Below are 21,429 nucleotides of genomic sequence, written 5' to 3' on the forward strand. Positions count from 1 at the left end.
AACACCGCAAAATGTGACCCGTTTAATGAATTATTTATTTACGCAATTTACGTTGGCACAACGGCGTTAATTCAAACAAAAACCATCCATTAATCTTCTCGAAATGCACGATTCATACTTTCAGTTAATGGTTTAACAAGATAACTCAATGGCGTCCTAGGCTCTGAGAGAATCAACACTTCAGCATTCATACCTGACGTTAACCTATGCTTGGTCACATCCTCTTGAGAAAGCGCAATACGAGCAAGATAGAAGTCGTCTTCATTTTGTTCAGACAACTTATCCGCAGAAATCGTCAAGACGGTTCCATCTAAAGGTGTAAGTGTTCTAGCATTCAATGCTGTCAAACGGATCTGAGCATGCTGTCCTGGAGTAATTAAATCGATATCTTGCGGACTGACTCTCGCTTCCACCAACAACTTATCGTCTTGAGGAACAAGCTCTAATAGTGTCTCTCCAGAGCCAATAACGCCCTTCTCAGTGAACACCTGCATGTTAACGATTCGGCCGGCAATAGGTGCAACGATTGCTGTGCGCGCAACCACATCTTTAGCCGAGCGATACTCTTCTCGAATCGTTACCATCTCAGTTTTGGTGTTTCTTAGCTCCTCAACAATCTCATTAAGTCGCTCTAGCTTAAGTTCTTCTATTTTGGCTTGATTCTCATCCAATCGCTTGCTGACCGTCAGTGATTGTCTATCTAATTGGCTTAGTGTGCTTCTCACCTCTGCTGCCAAGCGCTTTAACTGCAACAAAGCCGATTTTCCAGAAAAGCCTTTCTGCACCAAAGCTTGGTTACTTGTGATTTCTTCCTCGATAAACTTGAGTCTTTCTCTTTCAATAACTTTGGTCTGCTTTAAGTTTTCAAGCTCTAGGTTCGCCCCCGAGATGCTTTGATTTATGATGCTTAATTTACTATCGAAAAATCGCTTTCTGGCTTCAAAGATTTTGTTTTGAACTGACTTTGCTTCGGTCACGACATCGGTGCTTTGTATCGTTTCAAGATCTTGAGACCAATTGATATCAGGAAGTTCATCCAGTTCTGCGTTCAAACGATTTTCTTTTGCCAACGTATGAATATATTGGCCACCTAAAGCATCCAGTTTGGCCGTTGCTTGACGCTCAGACAACTGTATTAGCAATTGGCCTTTTTCCACGAGGTCGCCTTCTTGTACATACAGCTTATCGATAATTCCGCCTTCTAAATGCTGAATTTCTTGTCGTTTGCTCAAGACAGAAAGGTCACCATAAGCAATGGCTGCGCTCTCCAATTTCGCTGTCGCCGCCCAATAACCCAATCCGCCCAAAAATAAAGTCAGTGTTAAAATAGCAAGAAAGATTGGCCCTTTTAAATGAAGCTCTGCATCTGGTTTGAAGCGAAAGACTTTTTCCGCAGCCATTTCATTAACGGTTGGCAGTTGATTGCTCATTTCGCACCCTCGGTATGTCTGTTTTTTCTTCTCCCATCAAACGCTTCAACACTTCGTCTTTTGCTCCATAAAGCTTAATTCGGCCTTCCGCTAAATAGAGTAGCCGATCCATTTGCCTCAACGTGCTCGGGTTATGAGCAATAACAAGGACGGTTGAACCTTGTGATTTCAAATGCGCAATCAAGCGTTGGTAAGCGGCTTCACCTTCACCATCCAAGTTTGCATTCGCTTCATCAAATACCACAACGGATGGCTCTCCATATGCAGCCCTAGCTAATGCGATACGTTGTCGTTCACCGCCTGAAAGCCCACGCCCATTCTCGCCAATCACAAAATCATATCCCTTGTTCTTTTTCAGAATCAATTCGTGGCAACCTGCGAGCTGAGCGGCTTGAATAACTTTTGCAGGATCTTCATCTTTAAAACGTGCAATATTGTCTCGAATCGTACCTGGGAAGAGTTCAACCTCTTGCGCTAAATAGCCAAAGTGGGCACCACGATCTTCTGAGGCCCAAGTCGAGACCTCCATCCCATCTAACGTTACCTTACCGGCTAACGGCTTGATGTTACCCACTAAAAGCCTAGCAAAAGTCGATTTCCCAGTACCTGAAGGGCCAATCACACCAACAGATACACCAGGAGGAATAGATAAACTAATACCTGATAAAACGGGTTCACTCGCACCGGGGTGACGATAAGCCATTCCCGTCAACTCAAAGTGCCCTTTTGGCCTTGGTAAAGGCATATCAGACTCTTCTTGCGTAACCACTCGATCAATTTCAAATAAACGCTGATAAGCATTTCTTGCTGACATGGCGCTTCGCCAAGTACCAATGGCTTGCTCCATCGGAGACAGCGCCCTGCTCATTAATATTGAACTGGCTATCATGGCACCCGCGGTGATTTCGTGTTGGATCACCAGTAATGCTCCACCGCCCAGCAAGCAAATTTGTAACGCACCGCGAACGAATTTGGAAAAGTTGGCCAAGTAAATCGACTTACCTGTAACTCGCTGTTCCAATCGATTCGACTCGTTAACGTTTGAATACCACTTTTCTAGAAACGCATTCATCATCCCCATCGCCATAATTGAGTTCGCATTTTGGGTAGCGATCTCGGCATGATTTATATGCGATATAGCCCGAACTTCACTCTCTTGCATCGTCTTTCTGGTCACCAATTCATTGACCACACCTAAGCTAAAGAGCACAACAGAACCGCCCAAAGCAATATGTCCTAACATAGGATGGAGCAAATACACAAAGAGAATAAAGACTGGAGTCCAAGGGGCGTCAAGCAAAGGATAAGGGGCTTGGCTACTTAGAAAACTTTTGATGTTTTGGATATCTCTTAATACTTGTGACGTATAGCTTTTCCCTGAGTGGGCTTGATATTGAATGCTTCGTTTCAGCATAAATACCGAAAGTTTCGCATCCATCCAATACCCAAACGTCTTACTCATTTGAGCTCGAGCAATGTCAATCAGAGACATCGTCAATAAAGCCGCAATGACGATAACGGTCAAGAGAAACAGTGTATCAATGGAATAAGAGGATATGACTCGGTTGTACACTTGTAACATGTACAATGGGATAGATAGTACTAATAAATTTATAAATAGACTAAAACCAATCAGCAAGCCTGTGAGCGTGCATAGTTTTTGTCTAACTTCTTTGAAAACCGTTTTTTGCACGATTACTTCCACATATTTGCAAGCGTAGGCGCTAGGTATGCTAGCGCCTAAAAAAGACTGAGTTCTAGATAATGAACAAGTCGCTACCGTATGAGTTGATGTCCTCTTGTGTAACACCAATTAATTTAACGGTAAGATCTGCACCATCTGTAAAGACCGCATTACCTTTCGCATCGTAAGTAAAAGTAAGATCAGAGTATGACGTTACAGCATCACTGACGATATGAAGAGAATCTTCACCAATGGTAAAATCAACAACCTTTGCTTCACCGTGACCACCAAACTTATCCGTAAAGACGAACTTGTCTGCACCGCTACCACCAATAACGACGTTGTCACCAGAACCGGCAACTAAGATATCATCGCCGACACCACCATTTAGCTTGTTGTCACCTAATAAGCCGAGCAATAAATCACTACCAGTACCGCCACCAAGGTAGTCATTGCCTGTACCAGCCATTAGAATATCGTCACCAGCACCACCAGTTAAACGGTCATTACCAGCACCACCTACAACGAAATCATCACCGCCACCACCAACGAACGAGTCATTGCCGCCAAAGCCGATGAAGATATCATTGCCGCCATCAAAATCAGCGACTTGGTTGTTTTCACCCGCATCACCAATATATGTGTCATTTGTGCTCATTTTATGTCCCTCTTGGCTTTATATTTGAATAGACTTTCACGTCTGGATTAACTTCCTTCAGACATGAGAAGTCTAATAAACATAAACATAGGAACAAGTTTGAATATGGATTGATATTTCAAACTATCAATAATTTTAACACTACAAAAAGTGGTACTTTTAGACATAAACAACATCTAAAACAAAAAGTTAAAAGTAGTACTAAAGGTTTCTCTTAGCCCAACTTGTGGCTTGCGTCCGGTTTTTAACTTCAATTTTTCGGAAAATGTTGTAAAGATGAGATTTAATCGTATGTTCACTAATAAATAGTGAATCCGCTATTTCCATGTTGGAACCACCATCTTTTAACATCTGAAGAACTTGTATTTCCCTTCGCGTGAGTTCTACTTCTATAACTGGCTCAATAACGTAGTTAGCCTCCTTACCTTTATAATAAGCCAACAATTGCTCAAGCAATCGTCTTGATAACCAATTATCACCATCAATAATCGCTTTAAGCCCTTGGCAAAGTTTGGTCATTGAATCACTTGGGCCAAATATCCCTTTTACATGAGGCCACGATGCTAATTCTTCCGTATCAAGCTCATGTCCTAGGTTTAACATAATTGTTCCTAGCACTTTTTCATTATCTTTTAGATAAACTAAAGTATCAGACGGTGTTTCTACAGAGAAATCAACCAACAGAAAATACTGTTCAGGAATCAATTCGTGATAGCTTAGATTTTTACTATCTATGATGGTTATTTTGGTTTCTGTATTTTTAGAAAGCATCTCCTTAAAGTTTTCACTCTGTAAACTTTGTTGAGTGATCATTAGGATCTCAGGCCTTTCCTTATACTGTTCCATAATGTTTCTCATACTTTCACTAACTTAACATTCTGAATTTAATAGTTATTGCTGAGCACCTAAACTCATATCTAAGTGCTAGACGATAGAGTAGAGTTATTTGATACTTTTTTAAATTGCAATTTGGTTAAAATCATAAACAAAAAAAGTGTTTCTCATAAAAGAAACACTTTTTACATATAAAAAACTAATGATAGATCTACATCGCAATTTAGAAGAAATAAACACTAACCTTACTGAATTTATACCGCTATTGATAAACCAGATATATTTTCTTTAGCCCAAATTAATGCTTGAACTCTATTTTTCACATCAATCTTCTTAAAAATATTGTGCAAATGGGTTTTGACAGTATTTTCACTTACAAATAATTGTTCAGCAATCTGTTGATTCGAAGCCCCCATTGAAAGGAAGGTAATAATTTGCTGCTCTCTTTTCGTCAAAATTGCGGACACACTCTTATTTATTGGTCTGCTGTGTCGGCGTAAGTGCGTAATATACTGCTGTGAAAACTTGCGGCTAAACCACATATCACCCTGTAACACCTTACCAATTCCAAGCTGAAGATTGTTAATATCATCGGATGTATAAAAGATTCCTGCAAGATTCTGCCAAACAAACAGCTCTTCTGTTGAAATGGTTCTATCGCAATTGATAAGCACTTCAATCGTATCTTTTAGCTCCGCTTTCTTGAATTCTACATAGCGAGCGAAGACTTCATCGGAAATTACACTGTAGTCGATTAAGGTGGCAGAAATAGAGCCGTGGTGATTTAAGGGGGTACTGAGCTTCTCGGGGGCATCAAAACAACGTTGATACTGAGCTTGGTTTCCAGAACATCCTTGAGCAAAGATGACTGCAAACTGTCCTCAGTAATTAATATGACGTTCCTTGTACTTTTACACTCCATCTCTCTTGCAGCCCTTTAGTTATTTTGATTGAAATAAGCAATAGATTTAGATAGAGCGGCAGTATTGTCAAGTATGAAAAAAAGTAGTAACAAAGACTAACTTATTGATTGAAAGCTAGTTAAAGAAGGTGAGTTAACGAGTAAGTATGAAAAAGGGAGTTCGAAAACTCCCCCTTTATTAGTGCACTGGTGTTGAATTTTTCTGATTGAACTTACCAAAGTATTGTTCAAGAATCTCTGGTGTCAGCTTTCCTTCAGCTTCTAGCTTCTTTAGTTCGGCTGCGATTTGCTTTTGCTCTTCTAGAGAAGGTAGCTTTACTTCCGGCTCCTGAGCAGCTTCTTGAGAAATCTGTTCTAGTTCTTTTTCGAAGTCATTCATAGTACTTACCTAAATATATAGTCGTTAAACTTGTAAATTAGGCCTATTCTATCCAACTCTACAGTTTGAAGCTACCAACCATCTTATCCAAGCGAGAGGATAGTTCCTGTAGGTCTTGGCTTGCACTCGCTAGCTCTTCCGCTGTAGCGGTCGTCATTTCATTAATCGCATTAATTTCTTCAATGTTCTGATTGATGGTATGTACAACCGTTGACTGCTCTTCGGTTGCTGTCGCAACTTGTGTGTTTCGGTCAGAGATATCTGCAATGCGCTCAGAAATGTTCATCAGCACTTCAACGGCTTCATCAGTCGAGGCGACGCCTTCGAACGTTACGGTCTTACCTGCTTCCATCGCTGTCACGGCATCTTGAGCGTCACTTTGAAGCTGATTGATCATCTTCTGAATCTCTTCCGTAGAGACAGCGGTACGTGAAGCCAGATTTCGAACTTCATCCGCAACGACGGCAAAACCACGCCCCTGCTCACCCGCTCGTGCTGCTTCAATCGCCGCATTCAAAGCAAGTAAGTTGGTTTGCTCGGAGATATCACGAATGACATCCAAAATTGATCCAATGTCCTTGGTAGTGGTTGCCAGTTGCGTCACTACCATGCTGGTCGTTTCAACGTCATCGGCAAGGCGACTGATCACTTCTTTCGCTTGAGTAACCACTTGGCGACCTGTCTGTGTGTTATCAGATGCTTGGTTTGCTGTATCCGCAGCGGTTGCAGCGTTAGAGGCAATCTCACTGATGGTCGCCCCCATCTGGTTAATCGCCGTTACCACTTGAATTGTTTGGTCACGTTGCTCTTGGCTATTATCGTGCGTTGATGTGGCTTTGTTGGATACACTGTCCGCAGCTTGGCTTAATGCGCCGCTGGTTAACGACACTTCTTTCATAGTCGCGTGAATCTTTTCAATAAAGCCATTAAAGCCTTTTGATAGCTGAGCAATCTCGTCGTTACCTTTGATTTCGATACGCTGAGCCAAATCACCTTCCCCTTCACCAAGGTCAGTGAATCGGTCTGCAATTTGGCGAATTGGGTTAGTAATGCTGTTTGCTAGCAAAACACCCATTGCGATGAAGATCAGCGCCACGATTGCTGTCGTAAACAACATTTTCTCTGCTGTTGCATCAAGGTCAGCAAATACCTCATTCACTGGCACGACACCAACCACAAACCAATCCATTGATGGCACATACAGGCTAGATACAAACATATCTTGGCCTTCAAATTCGGTAGTAACGAGATTGAAATGACCTTTGTTAAGCAGCTGAGAAGCTTCTCCACCAAACAATTGGCTAATAGACGTTTTGTTTTTGCCTTGCTGGCGGTGTATCTGGATGTCACCTTTACTATTCGTTAGGAAAACATAGCCTGATTTCTCAATCTTGAAGCCATTCAGGAGCGACACCATATCATCCATCGATTTTGACAAACCAGACATCGAGATGCCATTCACATCTTGATAATTAGCAAACATTTTCACGTCACCATTGGACTCTTGGAATACGCTCACTGACGTGTCTTGGCCCGAAGAGGTGAACCTAAAAAACCACCCATCCTGTGAGCGATTGAGTTGGCGTAGAAAGCCGTTCTGGTTCCAGTAGTATGCGGTTTGGCGGTTTGCCACAGACGCATCGTTTAGCTCATATTGAGACTTCACATTGTTAAGCTGCTGGACAAGTTGCGCTTCAACAACTGGATTACGGTCGGTCGTAGATAAGGCTTCAACCACAAATTCGTTGGTTGCTAACTGCTTTGCCGCTTGCTGCATTTGGACAACTTCACGGTCAATTTCGGTATTGATTTGCTGCAGCATTGCAGGGAGCTCAATATCGACCAAACGGTGACTAAGCACCTCTCGGGCGTGGCGCTGCGCCATGACACCGACAATAATAGTCGAGGCTAAAACAGCAAAAGTAATACCGAGTACCACCTTTTGTTTGATACTCAGAGAAGTAAGTTTCAACATATTTGGACCTTTAAAAGAATCACTCGTTATCTGCATTCTGAACAGGTTAAACTTGGTGCATAAGTATTTGCTATGCACGGCTTGGAATCTATATCGGCCTTTCCCTACAAAACTAGAGAAAATTCTCACAAACTTATGCAAATGTTATGTAACAGACTGTCGAGTAGGGTAATTCACGTTTTTCAATGGCTTGCAATCACTTTACTCGCCCCAATATTGGAAAGATAAATTACACGGGCGTACTGGAACTTTTCCCTACGAATGAGTGACCAATACACAAAATAAGAATCAAATGGATACCCAGAGAGTCCACAAAATGCACAAAACGAACTTCGAAACGCTTCAAAGCTATTTAGAGTCCCAGATCATTGGTCAGCATGATCTGGTAAAACAACTACTCATTGCTCTACTTGCCGATGGGCACATCTTGGTTGAAGGTCCTCCAGGTCTTGCAAAAACACGAGCTGTAAAATCCCTGTCTGATTGTGTCGAAGGCGATTTCCACCGCATTCAATTTACGCCCGACCTACTGCCTGCCGACTTAACGGGTACAGATATATTCCGTCCTGAAACAGGCGAATTTACCTTTCAGTCTGGTCCGATTTTCAATTCTTTGATCCTTGCCGATGAAATCAACCGTGCGCCGGCCAAAGTTCAAGCAGCAATGCTAGAAGCCATGGCAGAAAAGCAAGTAACGGCTGGCCGCAACACGTATGCGCTACCCGAACTTTTCTTGGTAATGGCGACACAAAACCCGATAGAACAAGAAGGAACTTATCCGCTGCCAGAAGCGCAGCTCGACCGTTTCTTGTTGCACCTTGATGTGGATTACCCAGATGCAGAGCATGAGCTCGCCATCTTACGCATCAACCGTGGTGAAGCGAAAGGCGAAGCAGCGGTGGAACGCCCGAGCTTAAGCCAGGAGGACATCTTCACTGCGCGCAAAGAAGTGCTCAACATTCACATGGCAGATGCGATTGAGCAATACATTGTCCGTCTTGTGATGGCGACTCGACAGCCAAGCGATTACGACTCAGAGCTTGCGAAATGGCTATCAATGGGGGTAAGTCCACGTGCAACCATCGCGCTGGATCGTTGTGCTCGAGCTCATGCTTGGCTAGCCGGTCGTGACTTCGTTTCACCAGAAGACGTTCAAGCCATGGCTTACCCTGTGCTACGTCACCGTCTACTGCTTAGCTACCACGCTCAGGCAGAAGGCATTACAGCAAATCAGGTTATCGACAAGCTTCTTAATCTTGTAGGTAGCGCATAACGTAGGTAGGTGACATGTCTGCATCATATGCATTGCCACCTCATGCGAATGGGGTGACATTAACCCTTGAAGAGCTGCTTCAATACCGGACGCAATCCGTTCGTTGGCTACCACCAGCACAGAGTATTTGGTCGCAAATGAGTGGTAATCATACCAGCCGTCAAAAAGGGCGCGGTATGGACTTTATGGAAGTGCGTCAATATCAAGCGGGCGATGATATTCGCAGTATCGATTGGCGAGTCACGGCTCGAACGGGAAAAGCGCACACCAAGTTGTTTGCTGAAGACAAAGAGCAAGCGGTGATCTTATACATCGACTTGAGCCCAAGCATGCACTTTGGTTCGCAATATGTATTGAAGTCGGTTCAACTGGCGCACTTCGCTAGCGTCTTGATTTGGCTGACGTTAGCCAAGAAAGACCGCATCGGCGCGGTGATAGATGATGGTTCCCAATGTATTGAGTTCCGCCCTTCTTCTCTTCAAAAGCAAGGGCTAAGAATTCTTGACGCGATAGTGAATACTCACAATCAATTGCTTACGAATCAACACGCTGACAGCACACGTACGCTGCCATACATGAGCGCCATTGAAACGCTACACAACCTTACGCCGAAAGGCAGTGAGCTCATTCTATTGAGCGACTTTGCTCAAGTGGGAGAGAAAGAGCTGCTTCAACTGCGTCGACTAAAGCAACACAACAGCGTTCGCGCAGTCCAGTTCTATGACCCTTTGGAGCGAGGTGAAACCAAATTTCGAGGTCAAGCGAAAGCGTCTGACGGTCATCGAAGCCAATGGTTCAACTTTGGTTCAAAAGGACAACGAAAGGCATTGGAATCATACTTCGATAAGCATCAGCAAGCCATCAAACAACAATGCCACTCGATGGCGATTCCATTTAATAGTCTGTCCAGTGGGTTTCCCCTGATTCAGCAATTAAGCTAACCACAGTAACAACATATAAAACATTCAAGCAGTAGTAATAATGACAACGAATAACCAAAGCCTAAACCTTGAACCTTTAATCCTACCGAATGCACCAGATTGGTTCCCACTTGCTTGGGGATGGTGGGCTGTTCTGGGCGGGATAATTCTTTCCATCGTAATTGTCGTGTTGTACTTAAGATGGCGTTCAAAACGTCTTGTCGCTAAAAAGACCGCTTTGAAATTGTTGACCAACCCGCTCACACCACATACTCCGTCTTCTGCATTAGAGGTTCTCCGCCAAGCGGCTTTGAGTTACTTCCCTCGGGAAGAGATCGCACCATTAACAGGCTCTGCTTGGTATGAGTTTCTTGATAGCTACACCAAAGAAACTCGATTCGTAGACAAACAACAACAGTGGCAAGCCGCGCTTTACCAAAAATCTGGTCAAGAACAGCATCAAGATTTGATTGATGATTGTGCTTTCTGGATTGACAGCGCTTTGCCTCCGAAGAAAAAGGCAAAAACTCGTGACTGAGGCAAATCTCGTATCGAGCCTCTCTCAATGGTTTAACATTGAGTTGGTCTGGTGGTGGGCTCTTCTTTTGCTGCCCCTACCTTGGCTGATTTATAAGTTCTTCCCTGAAGAGACTCAGCAAGCTGAAATCAAACTGGCCTACCTGCCTGACAACAAACACAGCACCAAGCCAAAACAGTTAGCCCAGAAGGCACTGTCTATTGCTATCTGGGCTTTATTGGTTATCGCTTGTGCTCGTCCGGTTTGGTATGGCGACCCGGTTGAGTTCCAACCGAAGTACCGTGACATGATGCTAGTCGTTGACTTGTCAGGCTCAATGCAAAAAGAAGACATGAACGACAATGGCGAGTACATTGACCGTCTCACAGCAGTGAAGAAAGTCCTGTCTGAATTTGTTCAAAAGCGCGACGGGGACCGTTTGGGCGTCGTTCTGTTTGGCGATCATGCTTACCTACAAACACCGCTAACGGCGGACCGTAAAACCGTGATGCAACAAATCAATCAAACTGTGATTGGCTTGGTTGGACAACGCACAGCGATTGGTGACGGAATCGGCTTAGGTACCAAAACCTTTGTTGATAGCGACGCACCACAACGTGTGATGATTTTACTTAGTGATGGCAGCAATACAGCAGGCGTATTAGATCCACTTGAAGCTGCAGACATTGCGAAAAAATACAATGCCACTATTTACACTGTTGGGGTCGGCGCGGGCGAGATGATGGTGAAAGACTTCTTCATGTCTCGTAAAGTGAACACCGCTTCTGACCTCGATGAGCAGACACTTACTAAGATTGCCGAAATGACAGGTGGCCAGTATTTCCGTGCTCGTGATGCGCAAGAACTTGAAAAAATCTACGACACAATTAACCAGTTAGAACCCGTCTCTAGCGACACTCAGACTTGGCGACCTCAATCTGAATGGTTCCCTTACCCACTGAGCGCAGCACTCGTTCTTTCCGTGTTTCTGTTTGTTCTAAGGAGAAAACATGGCTGAGTTTATATTCTTATATCCATATTGGCTGTTGGGTTTGCTCGTCATTCCTATCGTCTTAGCCCTAAATAGCCAGTACAAAACCAAGAAGTCGTCCTTGATAGCGCCGCACTTGGCAAAAATGCTCGGTCATTCCATCAAGACCAAACATTACTTTGCTATCTGGGGACTCGCTTGGGCGACCGCCTGCATCGCTTTGGCAGGGCCGAGCTGGCAATCGAATACTCGCCCAAGTTTCGAACTGAGCCAGAACCGAGTATTAGTCTTGGATATGTCACGCTCTATGTACGCAACGGACGTGAAGCCAAATCGACTATCGCAAACACGCTATAAAGCGTTAGATTTATTGCCGAAGTGGAGAGAAGGTTCGACAGGTTTAGTCGCTTACGCAGGTGACGCCTATACCTTAAGCCCACTCACAACCGATTCGAGTACACTTGCTGGCATTATTGAGAATCTATCGCCAGAACTGATGCCTTACCAAGGTTCGAATTTACCATCCGCGATAGAAACCGCTCTTGGTCAATTTACACAAGCCGGTGTCAATCAAGGTGACATCGTTGTGTTGGCAGATGATTTGGATGACTCCGAACTATCACGTTCACTAGCGTTGTTAAATGGTAAAGATATCAGAGTGTCAGTGCTTGCTATCGGAACATCAAATGGTGCACCAATTGCTCTTCCGGATGGTTCTTTGATGAAGAACCGACAAGGCAATACGGTTGTGGCGAAAACGAATCTGAAAAATTTACAGACGCTGGCGAAGCAAACTGGCGGATTATTCGTTCCGATTCAACATAATAACCGTGATGTAGAGAACATTGCCGCGTTTACCAATAATGCTGGTAACAACCTTGCCGCGAAACAAAGCGAGGATGTAAAAACAGATTCGCGCTTAAATAGCGGTTTCTGGTTGCTTCCACTGCTGTTGATTCCTGCTGTCCTTCTTTTTCGTAGAGGTATGGTTTGGGTGCTGGTTGCGACCGTACTACCAATGGCTTGGACACCAAAAGCAGAAGCGAGCGCGTTCCTAAATCAAAACCAGCAAGGCGAGCAGCTTTATCAACAAGGTGAGTACGAAAAGGCACAAAACACCTTTACCGACCCAAACTGGAAAGGTGCTGCCAGCTATCAAGCCGGTGATTATGAAAGTGCCATTGAGGCTTTCTCAAACAACTCGACTTTAGATGGACGTTATAACCTCGCCAATGCACTTGCTCAAAACGGTCAACTTGATGATGCAGCAAACCTCTACAAACAATTGGTAGAGGAGAAGCCCGATTTTGAGGCGGCGAAAAAGAACCTGTCGGTTGTAGAGGAGAAACTGAAGCAACAGCAGCAACAGCAGCAACAGCAGCAACAGCAGCAACAGCAGCAACAGCAGCAACAGCAGCAACAGCAGCAACAGCAACAGCAGCAACAGCAGCAACAGCAGCAACAGCAGCAACAGCAGCAACAGCAGCAACAGCAGCAACAGCAGCAACAGCAGCAACAGCAGCAACAGCAGCAACAGCAGCAACAGCAGCAACAGCAGCAACAGCAGCAACAGCAGCAACAGCAGCAACAGCAGCAACAGCAGCAACAGCAGCAACAAAAGTCTCAGAATGATGCTAAACAAGAGCAAGGACAACAGTCACAAAACAAGCAAGACAATGAAAATAAAAAAGAAAAAGAGAAAGCTGAACAACAAAAAGTAAAGCAAAAAGAAAAGACACAAGGCGAGCAACAAGGGGAACCAATGCAAGCTCAAGCTCAGGCAGAAAAAACGCATCAGGACGATCCTGAGTTCCGCCGTTTAGAAGCGGTAGAAAGTGCGCGTGACCCAAGCTTTTTGATTCGAGCACAAATGCAGTTGCAAGCTCAACAAAAACGACCTCCACAACAAACAAATAAGGAATGGTAACTCCATGATGAAAAAAGGCGCAAAACTGGTCTTTGTTCTGGTGGCCAGCCTATTAACATGCTTTTCGGTTTTTGCCCAAAGCCTTCAAGCCAGTGTGAATAAAACCCAAGTCGCAAAGAATGAAGTCATCAATCTCCGCATTATGGCAGACACTGAGTTAAGTTCTGATGCCATAGATTTTGATACGCTAAAGAAAGATTTTTTCTTGGGGCAGCCTCGTTACGGCCGTTCAAGCAATAACATTAACGGCCATAAAACAGTCCGAACGGAATGGAGCATTTCGATCGCGCCGATGAAACAAGGCGTTGTGACCATACCAAGCTTCACAGCTGAAGGGATGAAGACTGAGCCAATTAAGCTGCGCGTCACAGAAAGCCAAGCAGAGCCAAACCTGGATGATTTATTCAGTTTTGACATGAGCGTGGATAACCACACTTTGTACCCACAACAGTCAGCAACGTTACGTATGCAGTTGGCCATCAAAGTAGATCCACGTCGTTTGGATAACCCACAAATCGTTCCGCCTAGCATTGATGGAATGAAGATTGAACCTGCTAGTGACATGAAACAAGGTCAGCGAATCATTGATGGCTTAGAAGTTACTGTCGTTGAACAAGCATTCCGTATTACCGCAGAAAAACCAGGAAGCTTTTCGTTAAACGGCCCTCAATTAACTGGCTCTTACATTTATGGTGACAGTTTAACGGGTTCGACAAAGATCATGCCGATCAAAACCAACGTTCAGCAAATGCCTATCACAGTCAAACCGATCCCGAAAGACTTTGAAGGCAACTGGCTACCAGCTTCAGCATTAGAAATGACTCAAAGCTGGGAAGATGAGCAAGGTAATCCTCTGTCTGCAAACGCGGTGAATAGCGTTAAACAAGGTTCATCTATTACCCGTACGATTCGTGTGAGAGCGCGAGGCACACAAGCAGAATACTTGCCACGTATTGGCATAATTTACCCAAGTACACTGCGTGTTTACCCAGAGCAACCTCAGTTCGAAACAGCGCGAGATGGCACCGTCACCATGACAATGAAGCAAGTGCTGATCCCAACGGAAGCTGGTGACCTTACCTTACCCGGTTACAAGCTAAATTGGTGGGATAGCAATCGTGATCAAGCAAGAGAATCAGAAATCGCTGAGTTAAATCTTAAAGTCGAGAAAAGTGATACTGGACTGATAACCCTGCCAGAAAGTGTACTGCCAACACAACCAACACAAACGGCATCTCCAACCGTTCCACAAGGTGGCGTTGATACGATTTGGCAAACATTAACATTCGTCTTTGCGGTACTTTGGTTGGTTTCTTCCGCTATTGCCATTGGCTTATGGAGAAAACGCAAAGCGCCACAATCAACAGAAGTGATGATGAGTACTCATAACGCCTCCATTCGAGATATAGAGGATGTCATAAAGCAAGGTGACAGTATCAAGATTGAAAAAGCAGTTAACGACTACTTAAACACTCACTACGCTGATATCGAATCAGAGGCGGTGCAAGCAGTAAGAACTGAATTGAATGTGATGAATCAATCTCGATTTAGCTCCACTCAGCAACCATGGAAAAGTGATACTTTGCTGGCAATACTCAAACAACTCAGCAAAGACAAAACAACCAAAACCAGCCACCAGCTTGAGAAGCTTTAACGAACAATTAAGTGTTAGATAAAAATGGCAGCTTATCTTCAAGCTGCCATTTTTGTTTTTAGTGCTAAGCAACACTCTGCTTCTCTATTTCAACCGCCCGAACACAGTTGCGACCACTGTTTTTAGCTCGGTATAAAGCCTTATCGGAGAGTTGATACAAATGATCGAAGTTAAAGTCTTTACCTTGTGTCAAGTAACAAGAATAACCAATAGAAACAGTAAGTAACTCACCTTCTGGATTATGACAATGCTTAATCCCCTCCTCCTCAATACAACGACGGATGCATTCTGCTCTTAATCGGACTTCGTCTTGACTTGGCCCTATCATCAACAGCACAAATTCTTCACCGCCAATCCGGCAAAATACTTCATCTTCATCTTCATCTTTAGTATGGTGTTCAAGGATGTTACCAATTCGCATTAACGCGATATCACCTTCTAGATGTCCATAGTGGTTGTTGAACAAGCCGAAGTGGTCAATATCAATTAAGATCAATCCAAATGACATGACTTCATCATGCTCTACCGAGCAGTACTTCTGCATGACGTGCTCTAACATTCGTCGATTACCAAGGCGAGTCAAAGGATCGAGTTTAGACAATACTTCCAATTGTCGATTGGCTTCTTCCAGCTCTTTAGTCCGATTTTGTACTTCTAGCTCTAGGTTTTCATTAAGTTCGCGAATCGCCTCTTGTGCTTGTGTACGTTGCAGCACTTCAGCAAGGCTTGATGCAAACATCCGAATCACTTCACGAAGCTGGGAGGTAAGCGGCGCACGAGTTAATAGATTATCAACGGCGATAAAAGCAATAGGCCCACTGCTATTGGAAGTCAGCACTGTCATGGCCGCCCAGCCGAAACCAACAATATTGCAATCGTGATAGATGGGAACCGACTCTTCAAACGCAACCTCATTCAGCATAGATCGGGCTAAATTAATCAAAGAGAAGTCCTGTGTCTCCCCAAAAAAATAAGATTCATCCACCACATTGCCTTGGATGTCGGTCCCCCACGTACCTTGCATATAAGAGCAATTTTCATCGGTCAAGAACACCGCCATACGGTCGATGCCCAAGTTTTTAATGGCAAAGGTCACTGCGGATTTGCACACATCACTGACCGTAGTACATCGAGAAAGCTCCACCATACTTGAGTGCAACATGCGCACATTTTGTTCTTGACGCTTACGGATATAGATTTGCGAGAAAAGTGAGCCAAAAGATTCCAGCATCTGCTTTTGATAAGCCGTCACGGGCTTACGATGAATAAAGTTATCCAGTGCGAACCAACCAAAAGGCTCATTACCATCTCGTAGGATTAACATCGCATTCCAGCCCTGCCCTACGACTTTACCGGCGGTATAAATCGGCGCATCTTCGACAATGACGAGATTACGCTCTGTACTCGACAGTGCTGCGATGTACTCTTCACTCAACTGGTGAAGATCATATTGAGTGTGAAACTCATCAATCGTGATGCCATCCTCATTAGTGCCATAGGTCCCACTGAAACTACGCTTTTTCATGTCCAACAGCATTAAAGTAGAACGGTCAAAACCTAAACGTTCACGCAAGGCTTCAACCGCTTTTAAATAGAGATCTTTAAGAGAGTCAGGATTAGAGATGTCCAACGCCACTTGCTGTACGAGCTTCATGTTTTCAATGAAGCGTTCTCGCTGGCTAAGTTCATCGACGTATTGGGCCTCTCGGACATCACGATGCTTCATTTCTTGCGATGCGCTTTTTTCTGCGCGAATACACTGCCAGCGAGCCGCGGCAAGTTGCATTGCATCGTAGCTTTCTTCGTAGATATTGTGGGCGGAGCGAGCTTGGACGTTTTGAATCAGTAGGTAGGTACGTTTGATCGGCGTGTTATCGAGCATCATGATGTAACTTTCGCCGCCAAGATCTTGGGTGTGGTTCCAATTACAGGTATTGATGGCCAACGGAATAATACTTTCTGAAGTATCAAATTGGCTCGCCCAATCCCAGAAGGCTTCAGGGTACTGACGGATTGGAGTCAAATCACCACGAGAAAACCTCACCGCCCCTGATGGATTGGTGAGCGGATCGTCAAAGATCGCTATCGCACTGGGGGAAAAGCGTTGTTCTAGATGCTCGAATATGGCTTCCGCCAATAATCTATGGTCTCTGGTAGAAGAGACCGTTCTTGTAAAACTTTTTAAACTCACCTGGCCAACCTAATCTACTTTTTTATTCTCGATAAAAAACTACTTAGGCCATGATATGCAATCAATGGAATCCAAGTTGAGCTGTTAAGTCTTTCGCAAAAATTTTGTACTTAATTTCACAATCGAGAACCTTTCAACATTTTTAGACAGGTGTTTCATCCGAATTACATACTGCAAAATTAGGCGCAAAAGTGAATCAACATGAACATTATTGGTATTGAGAAAATTCCGCATACCCTAAACGAAAAAGGCCCCTCACAAAGAGGGGCAAGAGTACCATCGCTTATAGTTATTCATGTATATGCTGATAAATACGTTAATTAACCAAAGTCGCCGTTTACATAGCCTTGAGTACGGTCGTCTTTCGGGTCACTGAAGATCACTTGTGTGTCATCGTGCTCGACCAACTCACCCATTAGAAAAAACGCAGTGCGGTCAGAAATACGACGCGCCTGTTGCATTGAGTGAGTCACGATAACGATGGTGTAGTTCTTCTTAAGCTCTTCCATCAATTCTTCGATTTTATGTGTTGCAATTGGGTCAAGTGCTGATGTTGGTTCATCCATTAGGATCACATCAGGCTCCATCGCGATTGTACGAGCGATACATAGACGTTGCTGCTGACCACCAGATAGTCCAAATGCATGTGACTTAAGACGGTCTTTCACTTCGTCCCAAAGTGCTGCACCACGAAGTGAGCTCTCAACCACTTCATCAATGTGTTTTTTATCTTTAATGCCTTGAGCACGAAGACCGTATGCCACGTTCTCGTAAATGCTCATTGGGAATGGGTTTGGCTTTTGGAATACCATCCCCACTTTGATGCGAAGATCAGCGACATCGATGTTGCCGTAAATGTCTTCACCATCCATGGACAGTTTGCCAGTGATCTTAACGCCTTCGATAAGATCGTTCATGCGGTTCAAACAACGTAATAGTGTAGATTTACCACAACCAGAAGGACCGATTAGTGCGGTTACTTGACGTACTGGAATAGGCAGGTTGATTGATTTCAGTGCTTGGTTATCACCGTAAAACAGGTCTAGGTTTTCAATATCAAACTTGTTCATTTTCTTAATCTCTTAAATCTTGAATTCGTGTCTTTTAACGTGCGTTCTTAATTTGTGTTGTTAGTAAGTTGCTGTGTTAAAACGTCGTGCAATCAGTTTTGTAACCATGTTGATCAGTAGAACAACAACAATCAGAACTGTCGCGGTACCGTAAGCCTGATTCCATTCCTCAATGGTAAACAGTTCGGTAGTCAGTTTGTATAGGTGAACGGTTAGTGTACGGCCTGAATCCAATAAAGAATCCGGAATACGAGCAACCATACCTGCTGTCAGGAAAACTGGAGCAGATTCACCAATGACACGACCAATACTTAGAATGACCGAGGTTAAGATACCTGGCATTGCGCTCGGAAGAATCAAGCGCCAGATAGTGTAAATTTTCGATGCGCCAAGACCATAAGAGCCTTCGCGGTACGTTTGCGGTACTGCCATCAATGCTTCTTCCGTGGTACGGATGATCACTGGCAAGATAAGAATACTTAGCGTTAGAGCGCCCGATAGAATCGAGAAGCCAAGGCCAAGAATCGCTACGAAGAAAGTCATACCAAATAGACCGAAGATTATCGACGGAATACCCGCCAATGACTCGGTACAGAATCGGATGATTTTCACTAAACGGCTGCCTACTTTCGCGTATTCGGTCAAGTAGATTGCCGTCATGATACCGAGTGGTGCTGCCACTGCGATAGAAGCGATAACCATGTAGATAGTCGACACAATCATCGGGAAGATGCCGTGCTCGTCCCCTGTGCGCGTATAGTCATCAGTAATGAAGTTCCAATCTACGTGTTGTAGACCGTTAGATAGGATGTACCAGATAATCCAGAACAAAAAGCCTACCGTTAATGCTGCCGAGACCCAGACAAATGCGCTTAATACATTATCTTTGAACTGGCGTGCCTGTTTTAATTTTGCGCGATCCATAATAGTCACCTTTAACGAGCGATTACTTCGCTTTTTCTCGGTTTAGGTAAAGTAGTACAGCGTTCAACGACATGATGAAGACCAGTAGTACCACACCTGTAGCGTATAGAGCGTTCGCGTGAACACCACTTGCGTAAGACATTTCAATAGCGATGTTTGCGGTTAGCGTACGAGCCGAATCAAGGATGCCTTCTGGCATTGCCGGCGCGTTACCCATTACCATGATGATCGCCATGGTCTCACCCAACGCACGACCAATACCCAGAATCACACCTGTCATGATGCCTGAGCGAGCCGCTGGAACGAGCAATTTAAAGATGGTGTAGATTTTAGAAGCGCCAAGAGCCAAAGAACCTTCTTTGTAAGTCCGAGGTACTGCACGAATAGACGTTTCAGAAACCGTGATGACAGTAGGAAGAATCATCACACCCAGTACGATGATACCTGCCAAAATAGTGTTACCCGCTGGTACATCAAATACGTTTTGGATAAGCGGTACGATGATAACCAAGCCAAAGAAGCCGTAAACCACCGAAGGAATACCGGCAAGGAGCTCAACCGCTGGACGGATAACATCAGCCAAACGTTTCGGTGCAATTTCTGCGATAAAGACCGCAGTCAACACGCCTATTGGCACACCAACTAATACTGCGCCAGCTGTCGACACGATGGAAGCAACAATCATAGTTGCAACACCGTAAAGTGCTGGTGGCAGCCAGTTTTGGCCAAGTACGATGCCTGATACGCCAACTTCTTGGAAGGCTGGAATACTTTCTCGAACGATGAAGTATGCGATTACTGCTAATGAAACGATGCCGATAACAGCACTCGTTAAAAACAAGCCGTGGAAGATACGCTCTCTCCAGTCAACGCGGCGTTTCTCGCGTAGGCCTGGCTTGCTGATCGCTTTAGCGTCAGTAGTCATAAGCTTTTCACTATTTGTTGCGATGGTCATAAAAATCTCACGGTTCTAGGCAATGCCCTTGAACACAATGGATAGAAAAGGCTCAGCCCAAAATGGTGGGCTGAGCAAACTTTAGAGCCCCGATGGGATTAGTTAACTGAGATGTAACCTTTTTGGTCAACTAGCGCTTGCGCTTCGTCAGTTAGCATCCAGTCTAGGAATTTTTGAGTTTCAGCTGATGGCTTGCCTTCTTTGTAAAGAACAAGGAATGGACGAGCAACTTTGTAAGAACCGTTTTTCACGTTATCTACAGAAGCTTCGATACCATCAATTGGAAGTGCGTTTACAGAGCCATCAACTGTACCTAGAGAGATATAGCCAATTGCGTATGGGTTAGAAGCAACCATTGTCTTCAATGCACCGTTGCCGTTAGCAACTTGAGCGCGTTGAGAAATCGCAGAAACTGTTTTGTCAGAAATCTTCATTTTAAGAGACATGATGTCTTCGAAAGCACCGCGAGTACCAGAAGCCGTATCACGAGTGATAGCTACGATTGGCTTATCTGCACCGCCAACGTCTTTCCAGTTTGTTACTTCACCTTTGTAGATTGCAGTAACTTGGTCCGCAGTAAGACCCGATAGTTTGTTTTGTGGGTTTACAACAACTGCGATACCGTCAAGAGCAACGGCCTCTTCTTTTAGAGTCGGCTCTTTCTCAGAATCTTTTAGGTTACGAGAAGACATACCTAGGTCAGCAGAACCGTTCTTCGCAGCTTTAACACCCGCAGATGAACCAGGGCCTTGAACTTCAACAAATACGTTCGGGTTTGTCTTCATGTATGTTTCAGAGAAAACTTCCATCAGTGGAGTTACGCTGCTAGAACCCACTGCAGAGATAGTTTCTTTAGCAGAAACAGGAGTCACTGCCATTGCGCCTAGAAGTGCGATTGCACCGATTACTGTCTTTTTCATCACAATTTCCTTTAAGTGGCTTTATTGCCGTTGTGTTTCACTTGAACGGTGCTCACTTTAGAATCCAAATATGACAGTTGTGTTTCACTTAGTTGAAGCCTCTATGACACGTTGTCATTTCTGCTTAATAAATCAGCAATCAAACTTTATTTCCTTTCGAGCTCAAATTACGTTGCATACCTTTGGCTACAACAAAATGCCAACT

At 44.2% G+C, this 21,429-nt stretch carries 17 protein-coding genes and 1 pseudogene; 6 read left to right on the plus strand and 12 right to left on the minus strand.

Annotated features, from left to right (window positions below):
• Positions 1–89: 89 nt before the first annotated feature.
• From C1S74_RS24920 to C1S74_RS24950, 7 genes and pseudogenes are all read right to left on the minus strand, one after another.
• Entirely contained in the window at positions 90–1,430 is a 1,341-nt protein-coding gene (locus C1S74_RS24920; RefSeq protein WP_045398638.1) for an HlyD family type I secretion periplasmic adaptor subunit, read from the minus strand.
• Complete coding sequence (locus tag C1S74_RS24925; RefSeq protein WP_045398937.1) at positions 1,405–3,123, minus strand: type I secretion system permease/ATPase; 1,719 nt, start codon at positions 3,121–3,123, stop codon at positions 1,405–1,407. The genes C1S74_RS24920 and C1S74_RS24925 overlap by 26 nt, the downstream gene beginning before the upstream one ends.
• 64 nt (positions 3,124–3,187) lie before the next feature.
• Positions 3,188–3,772, minus strand: coding sequence for a calcium-binding protein (locus C1S74_RS24930; RefSeq protein WP_045398639.1), 585 nt, complete (start codon positions 3,770–3,772; stop codon positions 3,188–3,190).
• A gap of 201 nt (positions 3,773–3,973) precedes the next feature.
• Positions 3,974–4,630: a LuxR C-terminal-related transcriptional regulator gene (locus C1S74_RS24935; protein WP_045398640.1), complete on the minus strand. Its 657-nt coding sequence runs from the start codon at positions 4,628–4,630 to the stop codon at positions 3,974–3,976.
• A gap of 230 nt (positions 4,631–4,860) precedes the next feature.
• A pseudogene (locus C1S74_RS24940) lies at positions 4,861–5,528 on the minus strand (LuxR C-terminal-related transcriptional regulator).
• Between the two features lie 178 nt (positions 5,529–5,706).
• The gene (locus C1S74_RS24945; protein WP_045398644.1) at positions 5,707–5,907 is read right to left on the minus strand and encodes a restriction endonuclease subunit S domain-containing protein; all 201 of its coding nucleotides are present in this window, start codon (positions 5,905–5,907) and stop codon (positions 5,707–5,709) included.
• 58 nt (positions 5,908–5,965) lie between these two features.
• Positions 5,966–7,882 (minus strand): methyl-accepting chemotaxis protein, encoded by a 1,917-nt coding sequence (locus tag C1S74_RS24950; RefSeq protein ID WP_045398645.1) that lies wholly within the window; start codon positions 7,880–7,882, stop codon positions 5,966–5,968.
• Between the two features lie 316 nt (positions 7,883–8,198).
• Here C1S74_RS24950 and C1S74_RS24955 point away from each other — a divergent pair, with 316 nt between their 5' ends.
• Genes C1S74_RS24955 through C1S74_RS24980 form a run of 6 tightly spaced genes read left to right on the plus strand, consistent with a single transcriptional unit; the run spans position 8,199 to position 15,164 of the window.
• Positions 8,199–9,155, plus strand: coding sequence for an AAA family ATPase (locus C1S74_RS24955; RefSeq protein ID WP_045398646.1), 957 nt, complete (start codon positions 8,199–8,201; stop codon positions 9,153–9,155).
• Positions 9,156–9,169: 14 nt separating this feature from the next.
• Entirely contained in the window at positions 9,170–10,096 is a 927-nt protein-coding gene (locus tag C1S74_RS24960; protein ID WP_039975745.1) for a DUF58 domain-containing protein, read from the plus strand.
• 40 nt (positions 10,097–10,136) lie between these two features.
• Entirely contained in the window at positions 10,137–10,613 is a 477-nt protein-coding gene (locus tag C1S74_RS24965; RefSeq protein WP_038881008.1) for a DUF4381 domain-containing protein, read from the plus strand.
• Positions 10,606–11,610, plus strand: a complete 1,005-nt coding sequence (locus C1S74_RS24970) for a vWA domain-containing protein (RefSeq protein WP_042605882.1) — start codon at positions 10,606–10,608, stop codon at positions 11,608–11,610. The genes C1S74_RS24965 and C1S74_RS24970 overlap by 8 nt, the downstream gene beginning before the upstream one ends.
• Positions 11,603–13,510, plus strand: a complete 1,908-nt coding sequence (locus C1S74_RS24975; RefSeq protein WP_103415390.1) for a vWA domain-containing protein — start codon at positions 11,603–11,605, stop codon at positions 13,508–13,510. Before C1S74_RS24970 ends, C1S74_RS24975 begins: the two co-directional genes overlap by 8 nt.
• A 4-nt stretch (positions 13,511–13,514) precedes the next feature.
• Entirely contained in the window at positions 13,515–15,164 is a 1,650-nt protein-coding gene (locus C1S74_RS24980) for a BatD family protein (protein ID WP_045398649.1), read from the plus strand.
• A 64-nt stretch (positions 15,165–15,228) separates the two neighbouring features.
• On the opposite strand, the gene C1S74_RS24985 is transcribed toward C1S74_RS24980, so the two are convergent.
• From C1S74_RS24985 to C1S74_RS25005, 5 genes are all read right to left on the minus strand, one after another.
• Positions 15,229–17,301: a sensor domain-containing diguanylate cyclase gene (locus tag C1S74_RS24985; protein WP_045398650.1), complete on the minus strand. Its 2,073-nt coding sequence runs from the start codon at positions 17,299–17,301 to the stop codon at positions 15,229–15,231.
• Between the two features lie 374 nt (positions 17,302–17,675).
• Positions 17,676–18,425, minus strand: coding sequence for a phosphate ABC transporter ATP-binding protein PstB (gene pstB / locus C1S74_RS24990; RefSeq protein ID WP_038873314.1), 750 nt, complete (start codon positions 18,423–18,425; stop codon positions 17,676–17,678).
• A 60-nt stretch (positions 18,426–18,485) separates the two neighbouring features.
• Positions 18,486–19,349, minus strand: coding sequence for a phosphate ABC transporter permease PstA (gene pstA / locus C1S74_RS24995; protein ID WP_038873313.1), 864 nt, complete (start codon positions 19,347–19,349; stop codon positions 18,486–18,488).
• Between the two features lie 22 nt (positions 19,350–19,371).
• Complete coding sequence (gene pstC / locus C1S74_RS25000; RefSeq protein WP_038873310.1) at positions 19,372–20,304, minus strand: phosphate ABC transporter permease subunit PstC; 933 nt, start codon at positions 20,302–20,304, stop codon at positions 19,372–19,374.
• A 98-nt stretch (positions 20,305–20,402) separates the two neighbouring features.
• Positions 20,403–21,224 (minus strand): phosphate ABC transporter substrate-binding protein, encoded by an 822-nt coding sequence (locus C1S74_RS25005; RefSeq protein WP_045398652.1) that lies wholly within the window; start codon positions 21,222–21,224, stop codon positions 20,403–20,405.
• Between the last annotated feature and the right edge of the window lie 205 nt (positions 21,225–21,429).

Origin of the sequence: Vibrio hyugaensis (genome assembly GCF_002906655.1) — a bacterium.
In the GTDB taxonomy this organism is placed as follows: domain Bacteria; phylum Pseudomonadota; class Gammaproteobacteria; order Enterobacterales; family Vibrionaceae; genus Vibrio; species Vibrio hyugaensis.